Consider the following 14,264-nt stretch of genomic DNA (forward strand, 5'->3'; position numbering starts at 1 on the left):
ATATTTATTCTTTTATTGCTTGGTCTGTATTTACTAAAACAGAGCTATTCTTTTGCTTTTTAAGTTGTTTTTTTTCAGCCCTTCTCATCTTAAAAAATTGACTTAAAAGCTGTGAACACTCTTCACCTAATACACCTGACGTTATTTCAACTTTATGGTTCATTCCGGGATGCTGCAAGATATCAATGAATGAACCAGCCGCACCTGTTTTTAGATCAGATGCACCATAAACCACGCGTTTTACTCGGCTATGCACAATCGCGCCAGCACACATTACACAAGGCTCGAGAGTAATATATAGAGTAGCATCGAGGAGTCGATAATTCTGCAAATGCTTTCCCCCTTTACGTAATGCCATAATCTCTGCATGTGCTGTAGGATCGTTATCGATAATTGAATGATTCCATCCCTTAGCAATGATTTTATTATCGACGACTAATACAGCGCCTACCGGTATTTCACCGATCTCTTGTGCTTTGTGCGCTTGCTCAATCGCTTTATTCATCCAATAAATATCATCTTTAACTTTATTCACAAGGATATCTCTTCATTATCATATAGCGAGCTATTGTACCCTGTTTTCTATTGATAACTAAAGAGATTGCCTTGAATTGTTTATGACAAAAATAGCCAAATATAACTTTAGTTTACACGAGCCTCTGTTGCTAATTTAATCGCTAAAGCCCCTAAAATTGTTGCCATAAACCAACGTTGAATTAATGCCCAACGTGGTCTTTGCATAAAAAATCCAGCTATTGAGCCCGCAGCAATAACAATCAAGGCATTCACTGCAATACTAATAACAATTTGGATACTACCAAGGACTAATGACTGATTTAATACGCTGCCATTTCCAATGGTTATAAATTGAGGTAGAAGTGAAAGGTACATCAATGCAATTTTAGGATTGAGAAGATTAGTGACAAATCCCATCACAAAAAGCTTTGTTGTATTACCTGAAAGGAGTTTTTTTGGATGAAAGATAGAGCGACCACCGGGTTTAATAGACTGCCAAGCAATATAAAACAGATAAATTGCACCACAAATTTTTAAGGTATCATAAGCATAAGGCACTGCCATAAAAATTGCAGTAATACCAAATGCAGCTAATAACATATAAAAAATATAGCCAACAGCCACGCCAATTAATGAAATAAACCCCGCTTTTTTCCCTTGAGAGATTGAGCGTGATATCAGGTAAATCATATTAGGGCCCGGTGTTAGTACCAAACCCAAGGACAAAATCGCAAATGTCCACATATTAAACAGTGTTGGCATGACGTACCCCTTATGTTATTGCGTTATTTAACATCAATAACAGGGTATTAGATGTGCTGAATACCACAAAACATACTCTTTAGTGTTAATACCAATGTTTAGACTATTATTCACATAATCTGATAGATCATTTGAGTGATGTTACTTTAGGAAATGTCATATAAATGGTAATCTTACCCTCCCTTGCTTATCTCTCATCAAGCAAGAAGATTTGGGCGATATCCCCATTTGAATGATAAAACGCTATTTTATCGGATATAGCTACATAAAACTGATAGATGGTAACATATAAGTGCAAGATATAAGTTACTGAAATTTAATAATTTATATATTAAGTGACTGATATGGCTTTACTAATTACGAAGAAATGCATCAACTGCGATATGTGTGAACCAGAGTGCCCAAATGATGCTATTTCAATGGGGGATGATATTTATGAAATTAATCCTGATCTTTGCACTGAATGTGTAGGGCATTACGATAAACCAACTTGTCAATCGGTTTGTCCGATTACTAACACGATCATCATTGATCCTACTCATACTGAATCTCAAGATGAATTATGGGAAAAATTTGTGTTGATCCACCACGCAGATAAGATCTAAACCTTACTCCATGATTTTGTGGGTGATAAATCTAAGAGAGCTATTTTTCTAAACTATTTCTCTAAAATAACTGTCGCACAGGCATAGCGCTGTTCATCAGCAAGTGTCACGTGAATAGAGTTTATCCCCGCTTTCTCTGCCATCTCTTTTGCAACCGCTAAAAAATGCAATGTGGGTTTGCCTAATTCATCATTACGCACTTCAAAATGATTAAAAGCTAATCCTAAACGAATACCTGTTCCTAATGCTTTTGCCGCAGCCTCTTTTACTGCAAACCGCTTAGCTAAAAAGCGTATTGGCTGTTTATGGGATTGATAAATTTCCCATTCTGCATTAGTAAGAATGCGACGAGCAAGGCGTTCACCAGAACGCCCTATAATTTCTTCGATACGTGATATTTCAACAATATCCATACCTAAACCAACAATAGCCATTAGCGACGCGCTTCTCGCATTAAACGTTTCATTTCTTCAACTGCGGGCGCTAAACCACTAAATACAGCTCTCCCAATAATGGCATGACCAATATTCAGTTCATACAATTCAGGTAAAGCAGCAATGCGCTGTACGTTGTGATAATGCAAGCCATGCCCTGCATTCACTTTTAAGCCTTTAGATGCAGCATAAGTCACAGCATCACGAATACGTACAAATTCTTTTTCTTGAGCCATTTCATCTTCAGCGTCAGCATAAGCGCCAGTGTGGATCTCAATAAAAGGTGCGCCAACACGATCCGCTGCGTTAATTTGTTCATGGTCAGGGTCAATAAACAGAGAAACTTTAATACCCGCCAAAGATAAGCGTTTAATGGCATCGGATATCTTTTCTTCATTAGCAACAACATCTAAACCACCTTCTGTTGTTACTTCTTGGCGTTTCTCAGGCACTAAGCAACAAAAATCAGGTTGTGTCTGGCACGCGATCTCGATCATTTCTTCAGTGACTGCCATTTCCAGATTTAATCTTGTCTGAACTGTTTGGCTTATCAGCATTAAGTCACGGTCAGTGATATGACGTCTATCTTCACGTAAATGAATAGTGATACCATCAGCGCCCGCTTGTTCTGCAATAAAAGCCGCTTGAACAGGATCGGGATACGTTGTGCCACGGGCATTACGAAGGGTGGCGATATGGTCAATATTAACGCCAAGTAGAATATCAGACATGCTCTTCTCCTGAAAAATAACGTTGCATTACCTTAGTTTACACATTCCATAGAGAAGAAAAAGACAATATTATTGTTCTACTATCAATGCTCTTTTCTTTGGGGCTTTTTTAATAGCAAATTGCCTAAAAAGTTCTCTACTTTTTAATGGTTTTCCACCTAAATAGGGCTTTAATGCCATTCTAGTAAACCTTTTTGCCGCTTTTAATGTTTCAACAGTAGGAAATTCGCGACTGGCTAAGGATTTTAATTCAAATCCAGTAAAACTATTATGATCAACCACTAAACTTGCAATAAAACCTTTTTCTTCTCGATAACGATAAGTCATCGAATCTGAAACAGGCTCTCCACTTCCTGCACAATGCAAAAAATCTAAGCCATAACCAAGTTGGGTTAATAACGCCAGTTCAAAGCGTCTTAAGGCTGCTTCTGATGTAGTGTCGCTAGCTGCAAGAATTTGTAAGCAAGAAAGATATTCAAAAAAAAGCACACTGTAAGAAGTGCCATTTTCCAAAACACGAGACAAGAGTTCATTAAGATACAGACCACTATAAAGAACAGAGCCTGTTAATGGTAAAGCTAAAGAGATAGGTTCAGCATCACGAAGAGTTTTAACTTCTCCTCGCCCACTCCAACGAATGAGCAAAGGAGTAAAAGGTTGAAGTGCCCCTTTTAAGGGTGAACGACGGCCTCGCGCACCTTTTGACAATATGCGTACTCGCCCTTCATTTTCAGTGAAAAAATCGAGTAATAGACTCGTTTCACTGTAAGGTCGAGCATGGATAACGAATGCACGTTGCCAGCCATCCACTTCAGTTACCTACTTTAAATCGTCCACATAGCCAAGGCTACGTAAAGCACGTTCATCATCAGCCCAGCCAGCTTTAACCTTCACCCAAAGTTCTAAGTGAACTTTGTTTTCAAATAGGTCTTCCATATCCATACGGGCTTCGGTACCAATTTTCTTGATTTTTACGCCTTTATTACCAATAACCATTTTTTTCTGGCCTTCTCGTTCAACCAGAATTAATCCGTGGATATCGTAACCACCGCGTTCATTAGTAACAAATTGCTCAATTTCAACAGTGACAGAATAAGGTAATTCTTCACCTAAGAAACGCATCAATTTCTCACGAATAATTTCTGACGCCATAAAACGTTGAGAGCGATCAGTAATATAATCTTCAGGGAAATGATGAATAGCTTCTGGCAGACATTTACGAACAATTTTTGCAATCGTATCGATATTCATGTCTTTTTCTGCACTAATTGGTACAACATCAAGAAAATCCATTTGTTGGCTTAAAAAGCCAATATGTGGAAGTAACTTGGTTTTATCAATGACGTTATCCACTTTATTAATTGCTAATAAAACAGGGCAACGCAATGATTTTAATTTGTTTAATACCATTTCGTCGTCAGGCGTCCAGTTGGTGCCTTCAACAACAAAAATCACCAGTTCAACGTCACCAATCGAGCTACTTGCTGCGCGGTTCATTAGTCTGTTGATAGCTCGCTTTTCTTCAATATGCAAGCCCGGTGTATCAACATAAATCGCTTGGTAAGCACCATCAGTATCAATACCCATGATACGATGACGCGTTGTTTGCGGTTTACGTGATGTAATAGAAACTTTCTGCCCCAATAATTGGTTCAGTAGTGTTGATTTTCCCACATTTGGGCGACCGACTATCGCAATAAATCCGCAATAGGTTTGTTCTTCGCTCATTCAAGCTCCAGTTGTATTAATGCCTGTTCAGCAGCGGCTTGTTCAGCTTTTCGACGGCTTGTACCCATCCCTTTGACAGGTTGATCGATACCGCTTATCTGACAATGGATCGTAAACTCTTGGTCATGGGCTTCACCGCGAACCTGCACCACAATATAAGATGGTAGTGGTAGATGGCGCCCTTGCAGATATTCTTGCAGACGAGTTTTAGGATCTTTTTGCTTATCGCCCGGGCTGATTTCAGCCAAACGATTCTCATACCATTTTAAAATAATTTTTTCGATATTTTGAATATCACTATCAAGGAAAATAGCACCAATTAAAGCTTCCACCGTATCCGCTAAAATTGATTCTCGGCGGAAACCGCCACTTTTTAATTCTCCAGGGCCTAAACGCAGACATTCACCTAGTTCAAATTCACGCGCTAATTCAGCGAGTGTATTACCACGAACAAGCGTTGCTCTCATTCGGCTCATATCCCCTTCATCAACACGAGGAAATCGATGATAGAGCGCATTAGCAATAACATAGCTCAGAATTGAATCACCTAAAAATTCTAAACGTTCATTGTGTTTGCTGCTTGCACTACGATGCGTCAAAGCCTGTAGTAATAATTCATTTTGCGTAAAAGTATAGCCCAGTTTCTTTTGTAACTGGTTTACTAATAAAGTATTCATGTGCGATCAAGTTCCATAACTTAATTTGAAGCACACGCAACAAATCTGTTTAAGACAACGAGAAATTATCGGGTTGGATAACAGAACTGTTGCGTTTGCACTGGCTCCTGTGAATAACAGGAGCCAATCATATTTAAAGAAGTGGCATATTCTACACTGAGATAGAAAGGAATGCTGTAGCTATTTTGTCAATAGTTACTTGATGCCACCGATACGACTGAGACGAACACCTGTAGGCCATTCATTCTCTTGTTTTTCAAAGCTCATCCAAATCGTTGTCGCTTTACCGACTAAATTTTTCTCTGGCACAAAGCCCCAGAAACGACTGTCAGAACTCCCATCACGATTATCCCCCATCATAAAATAATGATCTTCAGGAACAATCCAAGTACCAACAGGTAATCCTGGTTGGATAAACTCAGGCATCGTCATATCACCAGGTATCGTCATAATACGGTGAGAGACTTTTCCTATTGTTTCTACGCGTTCTTCTTCACGTAATTGAGTTGCTGTTGAAATAGGATCTTCAATTGGGATTGATTTCATGCCATTTATACGCTGGCCACCCGGTACATTTTGTAACAACAACGTCCATTCACTTGGATAAGCGGTACCATAAGTCACCGAAATCTCATCGTTGCAAATCGCTTTATTACAATTTGGGTAGATATGTATTTTTTTCGACATCATATCATAAACAATTTTATCGCCCGGTAACCCAATAACACGTTTAATAAAGTCAGTAGAAGGATCACGAGGATATTTAAAGACAGCAATATCACCTCGTTTTGGCTTTCCTGTATTTATTAACGTTGTTTGTGTTATTGGATCTTTTAATCCATAAGCAAACTTTTCAACCAAGATAAAATCACCAACCAATAAGGTTGGCATCATGGAGCGAGAAGGTATTTGAAACGGCTCATACACAAATGAACGCAAAACCAAAACAATAATCAATACTGGGAAAAGAGAACCCAAGGTTTCAGCCCAGCTTGGCTTATTAATTGATTTTGCTAACTCTTGCTGATCCTCGGTCCCTTGCGTCATCTCTTGAAGACGCTTTAGTTTTGCTTTTCGGGCTGGCTTGAGCTTAAAGTGCTCAATTCCCCAAAAAACTCCCGTTATTAGCGTTGCCAGCGTTAGGATCAAGGCAAACGTGTTAGCCATGTTTTCTCCTTAAATTATTTATCTTTACCAACATGAAGGATGGCTAAAAACGCTTCTTGTGGTAACTCTACGTTACCAATTTGCTTCATACGTTTTTTACCATCTTTCTGTTTCTGTAACAATTTTTTCTTACGGCTAACGTCACCACCATAACATTTGGCTAATACGTTTTTACGTAACTGTTTAACAGTTGAACGAGCAATAATATGGTTACCAATTGCCGCTTGAATAGCGATATCAAACTGTTGGCGTGGAATAAATTCTTTCATTTTTTCCACCAATTCACGTCCACGATAAGGTGCATTATCGTTATGTGTAATCAACGCTAATGCATCAACACGATCACCGTTTATTAAGACATCAACACGCACCATGTTAGAACCTTGGAAGCGGATAAAGTTATAGTCTAAAGAGGCATAACCGCGTGATGTGGATTTTAATCGGTCAAAGAAATCTAAGACCACTTCAGCCATCGGAATTTCGTAAGTCAATGAGACCTGATTACCATGATAGACCATATTGGTCTGAACACCGCGTTTTTCGATACATAAAGTAATTACATTACCTAAGTATTCTTGCGGTAATAACATATGACATTCAGCAATAGGCTCTCTGATTTCTTCGATATTATTCAGTGGCGGTAATTTAGACGGGCTATCCACTAATACAATATCACCATTCGTCATTTCAACTTCATAAACAACGGTTGGTGCTGTTGTGATCAGGTCAAGGTCATATTCACGCTCTAAACGCTCTTGAATTATCTCCATATGAAGAAGACCCAAGAAACCACAACGGAAACCAAAACCTAATGCTGTTGAACTTTCTGGTTCATAGAATAATGATGCGTCATTCAGACTTAATTTGCCCAATGCATCACGAAATGATTCATAGTCGTCAGAGCTAATTGGGAATAAACCCGCATAAACCTGTGGCTTCACTTTTTTAAAGCCCGGCAATGGTTTATCTGCTGGTTTTTGTGCAGCTGTTAAAGTATCCCCAACAGGGGCACCTAAAATATCTTTAATACCACAAACAACCCAACCCACTTCACCACAATTTAATGATGTTGTATCAATTTGTTTTGGTGTGAAAATACCAATACGATCAATGTTATAAACTTGACCAGTACTCATCACTTTGATTTTATCGCCTTTACTTACTTTACCGTTTTTAACACGGATCAATGAAACAACACCAAGATAGTTATCAAACCATGAATCGATGATCAGCGCTTGTAATGGAGCTTCAGGATCACCTTCAGGTGATGGAATTTCTTTAACAAGACGTTCAATAACTTCTTTAACACCTATACCTGTTTTTGCGGAACAACGTACTGCATCTGTGGCATCAATTCCCACGATGTCTTCAATTTCTTCAGCAACGCGCTCAGGTTCAGCTGCAGGTAAATCTATTTTATTTAAAACTGGAACGACGGTGAGATCCATATCCATCGCCGTATAGCAGTTTGCTAATGTTTGTGCTTCAACCCCTTGTCCTGCATCAACGACCAATAAGGCGCCTTCACAAGCAGCAAGTGAACGAGATACTTCATAAGAGAAGTCAACGTGTCCAGGGGTATCGATAAAGTTAAGCTGATAAACTTCACCGTCATCTGCGGTGTAATTCAAGGTTACGCTTTGCGCTTTGATTGTAATACCACGTTCACGCTCAAGATCCATAGAATCAAGAACCTGCGCAGCCATTTCACGATCTGATAAGCCACCACAAATTTGAATAATTCGATCTGATAACGTCGATTTACCGTGGTCAATATGTGCGATAATGGAAAAGTTACGTATGTTTTTCATTCTGAAATTATTTTTCTCTATTGCTTTGCTCTATAAATCTGGCTTTGGAGTCATTCATGGACACAAAGCGAAAACTCTATATTGCAGGAGTTATTATTGATGACGCATTCTACACACTAGAGACATTATACTCAAAGAAACGTTCATCAAACACAAACATTTATGCTAAGACTTACATTTATTTGTGATTTTTTTGAGGTAATTTCCAGATATCGAAGCGTGTTAATTTAAGATGAAAACGATAACGAAATTAGCCAAGCAAAAAATAATGGGGCCAATGCCCCATCTTTTTTATCTGCCAGCTACTCTTGAAATTGAACCTTAAGTTCATGAGGAGGAAGGCCTATTTGTAATATAACCGGCTCAAACCCTTCGTCTTTACTCCACCATGTTGCCACTTTTTTTGCTAATAAAAAACCAAGAAGGCCACCAGCAAGGCCACTACAAAAAATAGCAAATTCACTGGAAAACCAAAGGCTAGCAATGCCCGCAACAATAAATAGGCCAATAAGTGGCGTTAAATACACCAACATAGCAGAAAGGAGTAAATTATTTTCGGGTATCCCTACTTCCACTTTTTGCCCTTCAACTAAAGGTTGTGCAACAGGAAATTCGAGTTGATGAACAGTTTCGGGCCCTATTTTATTTAATAAATAAGAGCCACATGCGGCACGAGCTTGGCAACTACCACAGCCAGAAGAGGAACCGTAGCGCAATAGCGCTCTTCCTTCATGCCAATGTATAACTGTTGCCCACTCTTTAACCATAACTTATACCTTTTACTTTTTCGTAAATACAACACTGTTAACTATCTTCTGTGCCGTAGAAAATGGTAATTGACCAATAAAGGTAATTTCATTGCCTTCTTTGTCATAGGTATAAATTGTATTACGACCATACCTTAACATTTTATCGCGTTCGGGCGAATTTGTTTGCTGACCACTTTTATTAACATAAATAGAGAAGTCAAATAAGCCATCACTAAATAAAATAGACTGACTAAACTCAGTTTCAGAAATCTGATGATTACTACGTTTTACTTCTTTAAAACCATCAGGTAACTCATTAACTGACCAGTTATAAACTAAAGATTTAGATTTAGGGATAAGTAATACTGGTGGCATATTCACAGTACGCAATGAATTCAATTTGGTTTCAACCTCATTGCCTTCATTCACCGTAATCACCCTAAATTGTTCAATAATGTCATTATTTTTATCTAAAAGATCCACTCTTAGAGGAAGATATCTTTCTTCATCAATAAACAGGACATAATCGTAACGGTCATTATTTTTTGATAGCACACGCACAACGCGACTTGGAATATCACCAATATGGGTTCTACCTGCATCGATAAAGTTATAATACCCTGATAACTCATTGAAATCTTGGTAGATAATAGCTGGGACATAGTCAACAATATGATCATTTCTCAAGCTAAAGGCATCTAATCCAGGCTCAAAATAGCTAATTTCATTACCACGTTGAACAATTTCACGACGTGTACTGTCCATTTGCATTAGCTGTGCAAGGGGTTTGCCATCAATAAGAGTATGACGATAGCGAATAGGAACAATACCTTGAGAATTGATATTGATAAAAGATAATTCATAGGTAGAAGTTTTACTTGTATGACCCATCTTTTGCAACAAAGCCTCGACACTACCTGTTTGAGGTTGTGCCAAGGCTTGTATCGACATTGACAGGCTGCCCACCAACAATAAGGCGGATAACCATGATTTTTTCATTACGACTGTTTCATTCCCACACGTTATTTATACATTCACGTCGTTATTATTGCTGTGCAGCTACCGGTTGAGTTACACCTTGCTCATTCCCAGATGCTTCATTTTGTGGTGCATTATAAATACGACGATCTAACTCGTACTGTTGCAACATTAAGCCAAGACGCTGATTGCGCTCTTGTAAACGTGTTTGCTGATCTTTGCCTAAAGTATCGTTTTGAAGATTTAAACTTACTGGTGCACCTGATCCCATAATAGGTTGGGTATTAAATACAGGTGTGTCTACTTGAAAATCTTCAGAACCATTCTTTCCATTATATTGCTGAACACCAACAATAACAGCTAATGAAACACAAGCCGCGACACCGATTTGAGTTAACTGACTTGCCCAAGGACGTAACGTTTGTAAAAAAGAGTGCTGACGCCATTGTGATGGCGCAGGTTGCTGCTCTCGTTGTTGTTCAGGACTTATGCGGACAGGCTCATTCTCTAAAGCGAGCGCAACACGACTTGCGATATCAAAGTGGACTACTTCACCTACATCACCACGCATTGTGTCACGAATTAAATGGTAACGTTGCCATGTTTCCTTCATGGAGTCATCACGCGCAATTGTTCCCATTAATTCTTTATCAAGAACTTCGCCATCCATAAATGCAGAAAGTTTTTCTTTTTGCATGTAAAAGTACCCTTCAGTCAATGATGGTTCACCCACAATCAAAACTCTTGTATTAATGGTTGAACCTTATTATCAATAGCTTCTCGCGCCCTAAAAATACGTGAACGTACTGTTCCGACAGGGCAATCCATAATGACGGCTATCTCTTCATAGCTCAGTCCGTCAAGTTCCCGAAGTGTTATAGCAACCCTTAGATCTTCAGGTAATGACTCTATGGTGTGAAAAACCACTCTCCGTAACTCTTCAGACAACATTAAATTCTCAGGGTTCGAAATTTCTTTTAATGCGTTTGGTGATTCAAAATTTTCAACATCACTCGCATCTAAATCATTTGAAGGCGGACGTCGCCCTTGTGCCACCAGATAATTTTTTGCGGTATTCACCGCAATTCGGTAAAGCCATGTATAAAAAGCACTATCACCACGAAAAGAACCTATGGCTCGGTAAGCTTTAATAAAGGCTTCCTGCGAAACATCTGGCACATCACCCTGTGGTACATAACGGGAAATCAGGCTTGCTACCTTGTGTTGATAGCGGATAACCAGCAAATTAAACGCATTCTGGTCACCATTTTGTACCTTTTCAACCAACATTTGGTCCGTTAACTGCTCGCTCATTAGAGATGGACTCTCCCGAAGTCAAGCTTCGCACTATTTTTAAATGACTCCGTCATATTTACTCTCGTTATTCCTTCTCGTTTTTTATGAGCTACATGACTTAGAGCGTAAAAATAGTATGAAGTTCAATTCAATCATTATTTTAAGAGATGAATCACAAAAAAATTATCATGGTGATCACCAACCAATATGCAATTTGCCAATAAAGAAACGATAACACAATGATATTATTTAGATATATACGATTACTTACAACAATATATATTATCTTAAACAGTGTATTATTAAATATAGATTTAATAATATAAATAAAAGTCAGTTACCCAAGATTGAAACTTATCCGTGTAATGACCTTCATTATGACGAATAATAAGCTCTTCTATATTACATTCAATGCAACTTTCACTTTGTCTTTGAAATGCTAACAATATTCGATGGTAGGGTTTGTCCGCGCTATCTTTGATATTCACTCGCTTGACAATATTCCACTCTTTTTTTTCTGCTATTTCAATAAATTGTTCGCCAATAGCATAGGGCAACACAACACAAAATAAACCGTCGTCTGTAATAAGTGATTGTGCACTGTCCAATAATCCCTCATGCGTTAACGTTTTGGTATAACGCGCTTGTTCACGAACATCATTGCGACAAGCGATAGCAGGTTCAAAATAAGGTGGATTACTTACGATCAAATCATATTTATTTTTTATTTTCTCTGCATAATGATAAATATCATTATGATAAATGTGAATTAACGAATGCCATGGCGATCCTTGTGCATTTTCGGCAGCTTGTGATGCTGCATTTTCATCAAGTTCAATACCATCAATACACTCAATTTGGTTAGCCCGTTGAGCTAACATTAAAGCAACTAACCCACTCCCCGTACCGATATCAAGAGCTCTTTTTACATTCTCGACGGGTGCCCAGGCTCCTAATAAAACGCCATCTGTCCCTACTTTCATTTCACACTTATCATGAGCAACAAAAAATTGCTTAAATGTAAAACCGCCTTTGCGTAACCCCGCTTTTTTCACTTTCTTTTGATTCATCTATAAGCTCTATTGATTCGTATTACTATCTCTTTTTTTATTACTTATCATTCATGTCATTGAAAAAGAGATATATGGTATGATAACGCTTCTGCAACCCCTATCTTAACATTAAACTATTTGTATACGATGCGCGCTTATTTAGATTAAGCCTAAAAACAACGAATACCTTCGTCTATCGGTAATATATAATGTGATAGCGGTAAATCTGCTGGCTTTTAGCAGGGGATAATGTCAAAATCCGCGCCCTAAACAGAGGTATACAATGACAGCCACGACATTTTCTAGTCTTGAACTTGATGAAAGTTTATTGACCGCATTAGAAGAAAAAGGATATCAACGTCCTACTGCAATTCAAGCAGATGCTATTCCAGCAGCAATGGATGGGCGTGATATTTTAGGCTCTGCGCCAACAGGCACAGGGAAAACTGCGGCCTTTTTGCTTCCGGCAATTCAACACTTGCTTGATTACCCACGTAAAAAATCAGGCCCGCCACGTATTCTTATCCTGACACCAACACGCGAACTTGCCATGCAAGTTGCCGAGCAGGCAAAAGAATTATGTGCGCACACTCATTTAGATATCGCCACTATCACGGGCGGTGTTGCTTATATGAATCACGCTGAAGTCTTCAGCGAGAACCAAGATATTGTTGTTGCAACAACAGGTCGTTTATTACAGTACATCAAAGAAGAAAACTTTGACTGCCGTGCGGTAGAAATGCTGATTTTAGATGAAGCAGACCGCATGTTAGATATGGGTTTTGCTAATGATATTGAAACCATCGCGGGCGAAACTCGCTGGCGCAAACAGACATTACTATTCTCTGCAACACTTGAAGGTAATGCCGTCATTGATTTTGCACAACGTATCCTTAATGAGCCCGTTGAACTGAATGCTGATCCTTCACGTCGTGAACGTAAAAAAATTCAGCAGTTCTATTATCATGCTGATAATCTTGAACATAAAACAGCATTACTGGCCGCATTACTAAAGCAAGACGATGTTAAAAAATCGATTGTCTTTGTACGTAAAAGAGAACGAGTAAGAGAGCTCGTCTCGGCATTAGAAAAACAAGGTATTAAATGTAGCTATCTTGAAGGTGAGATGGCGCAAACACAACGTAATGATGCAATAAAACGATTAGAATCAGGCCAAATGAATGTATTGGTCGCAACAGATGTTGCTTCTCGTGGTCTTGATTTGGACGACATCACCCATGTGTTTAACTTTGATTTACCTCGCACTGCTGACGTTTATTTGCACCGCATTGGTCGTACAGGACGAGCTGGCCGCAAAGGTATCGCCATTTCATTAGTTGAAGCACACGATCACCCATTATTAGGTAAGATTGGCCGTTATGTACAAGAGCCAATTAAATACCGTGTCGTCGCTGAGTTACGCCCAACCACTAAAGCACCAAGTCAAAAAGCAACGTTTAAACCATCTAAAAAAGTGCTGGCTAAACGTAAAGCGAAAAAAGACGAAGAGAAAAAAGCAGTTAAAGAAAAAGTACGTGCTCGCGATCGTAAAAATATTGGTAAGCGTCGTAAAACGGCAACCAATAGCTCGACAAAAAGTACAGTGCCAATAAACTCAGCAAAAGAAACACTGACAGATAGCGAATAATCTGCATTATTTCTTCATTTATTTAGAGCCGTAGTGAATTAATATCGCTACGGCTTTTTTATTTATCAATGTGAAATTTTACACATAAAAAAGCCCGATATTTTCATATC

General features: G+C 38.7%; 16 protein-coding genes. 2 read left to right on the forward strand and 14 right to left on the reverse strand.

All coding sequences use genetic code 11. The annotated features are described in order from the left end of the window. Nucleotides 1–4 precede the first annotated feature (4 nt). A complete protein-coding gene (gene tadA / locus GTH24_RS13315) occupies nucleotides 5–535 on the reverse strand; it encodes a tRNA adenosine(34) deaminase TadA (protein ID WP_164526496.1) in 531 nt (176 codons plus the stop codon). A gap of 107 nt (nucleotides 536–642) precedes the next feature. Then, a complete protein-coding gene (locus GTH24_RS13320) occupies nucleotides 643–1,278 on the reverse strand; it encodes a LysE family translocator (RefSeq protein ID WP_115350076.1) in 636 nt (211 codons plus the stop codon). A gap of 344 nt (nucleotides 1,279–1,622) precedes the next feature. Between GTH24_RS13320 and GTH24_RS13325 the strand changes: the two genes are divergently transcribed. Next, the gene (locus tag GTH24_RS13325) at nucleotides 1,623–1,883 is read left to right on the forward strand and encodes a YfhL family 4Fe-4S dicluster ferredoxin (RefSeq protein ID WP_072068718.1); all 261 of its coding nucleotides are present in this window, start codon (nucleotides 1,623–1,625) and stop codon (nucleotides 1,881–1,883) included. A gap of 53 nt (nucleotides 1,884–1,936) precedes the next feature. Here the strand turns inward: GTH24_RS13325 and acpS are convergent, their stop codons facing one another. The 12 genes from acpS to trmN all read right to left on the reverse strand — a co-directional run bounded on the left by acpS (nucleotide 1,937) and on the right by trmN (nucleotide 12,524). Beyond that, a complete protein-coding gene (acpS, locus tag GTH24_RS13330; protein ID WP_072068719.1) occupies nucleotides 1,937–2,317 on the reverse strand; it encodes a holo-ACP synthase in 381 nt (126 codons plus the stop codon). Beyond that, complete coding sequence (pdxJ, locus tag GTH24_RS13335; RefSeq protein ID WP_072068720.1) at nucleotides 2,317–3,048, reverse strand: pyridoxine 5'-phosphate synthase; 732 nt, start codon at nucleotides 3,046–3,048, stop codon at nucleotides 2,317–2,319. The genes acpS and pdxJ overlap by 1 nt, the downstream gene beginning before the upstream one ends. A gap of 69 nt (nucleotides 3,049–3,117) precedes the next feature. Next, the gene (gene recO, locus GTH24_RS13340) at nucleotides 3,118–3,858 is read right to left on the reverse strand and encodes a DNA repair protein RecO (protein ID WP_072068721.1); all 741 of its coding nucleotides are present in this window, start codon (nucleotides 3,856–3,858) and stop codon (nucleotides 3,118–3,120) included. Nucleotides 3,859–3,867: 9 nt separating this feature from the next. Continuing rightward, complete coding sequence (gene era / locus GTH24_RS13345) at nucleotides 3,868–4,776, reverse strand: GTPase Era (RefSeq protein ID WP_036935334.1); 909 nt, start codon at nucleotides 4,774–4,776, stop codon at nucleotides 3,868–3,870. Further along, nucleotides 4,773–5,453 (reverse strand): ribonuclease III, encoded by a 681-nt coding sequence (gene rnc, locus GTH24_RS13350; RefSeq protein WP_072068722.1) that lies wholly within the window; start codon nucleotides 5,451–5,453, stop codon nucleotides 4,773–4,775. The genes era and rnc overlap by 4 nt, the downstream gene beginning before the upstream one ends. Nucleotides 5,454–5,648: 195 nt before the next feature. Next, nucleotides 5,649–6,620 carry a signal peptidase I gene (gene lepB / locus GTH24_RS13355; protein WP_072068723.1) on the reverse strand — a complete coding sequence of 324 codons (972 nt, stop codon included), beginning with the start codon at nucleotides 6,618–6,620 and terminating at the stop codon, nucleotides 5,649–5,651. Between the two features lie 14 nt (nucleotides 6,621–6,634). Beyond that, complete coding sequence (gene lepA / locus GTH24_RS13360) at nucleotides 6,635–8,431, reverse strand: translation elongation factor 4 (protein WP_072068724.1); 1,797 nt, start codon at nucleotides 8,429–8,431, stop codon at nucleotides 6,635–6,637. A 302-nt stretch (nucleotides 8,432–8,733) separates the two neighbouring features. Continuing rightward, complete coding sequence (rseC, locus tag GTH24_RS13365; RefSeq protein WP_164526497.1) at nucleotides 8,734–9,198, reverse strand: SoxR-reducing system protein RseC; 465 nt, start codon at nucleotides 9,196–9,198, stop codon at nucleotides 8,734–8,736. A gap of 12 nt (nucleotides 9,199–9,210) precedes the next feature. Then, nucleotides 9,211–10,179: a sigma-E factor regulatory protein RseB gene (gene rseB, locus GTH24_RS13370; protein WP_072068726.1), complete on the reverse strand. Its 969-nt coding sequence runs from the start codon at nucleotides 10,177–10,179 to the stop codon at nucleotides 9,211–9,213. 46 nt (nucleotides 10,180–10,225) lie between these two features. Beyond that, entirely contained in the window at nucleotides 10,226–10,855 is a 630-nt protein-coding gene (gene rseA, locus GTH24_RS13375) for an anti-sigma-E factor RseA (RefSeq protein ID WP_241253958.1), read from the reverse strand. 38 nt (nucleotides 10,856–10,893) lie between these two features. Continuing rightward, the gene (gene rpoE / locus GTH24_RS13380) at nucleotides 10,894–11,472 is read right to left on the reverse strand and encodes an RNA polymerase sigma factor RpoE (RefSeq protein ID WP_023581594.1); all 579 of its coding nucleotides are present in this window, start codon (nucleotides 11,470–11,472) and stop codon (nucleotides 10,894–10,896) included. A 296-nt stretch (nucleotides 11,473–11,768) separates the two neighbouring features. After that, the gene (gene trmN / locus GTH24_RS13385; protein ID WP_115350081.1) at nucleotides 11,769–12,524 is read right to left on the reverse strand and encodes a tRNA(1)(Val) (adenine(37)-N(6))-methyltransferase TrmN; all 756 of its coding nucleotides are present in this window, start codon (nucleotides 12,522–12,524) and stop codon (nucleotides 11,769–11,771) included. A 265-nt stretch (nucleotides 12,525–12,789) separates the two neighbouring features. Between trmN and srmB the strand changes: the two genes are divergently transcribed. Then, nucleotides 12,790–14,154 carry an ATP-dependent RNA helicase SrmB gene (gene srmB / locus GTH24_RS13390; RefSeq protein WP_072068728.1) on the forward strand — a complete coding sequence of 455 codons (1,365 nt, stop codon included), beginning with the start codon at nucleotides 12,790–12,792 and terminating at the stop codon, nucleotides 14,152–14,154. Nucleotides 14,155–14,264 lie beyond the last annotated feature (110 nt).

Source organism: Proteus vulgaris, assembly GCF_011045815.1.
Taxonomy (GTDB): Bacteria; Pseudomonadota; Gammaproteobacteria; order Enterobacterales; family Enterobacteriaceae; genus Proteus; species Proteus vulgaris_B.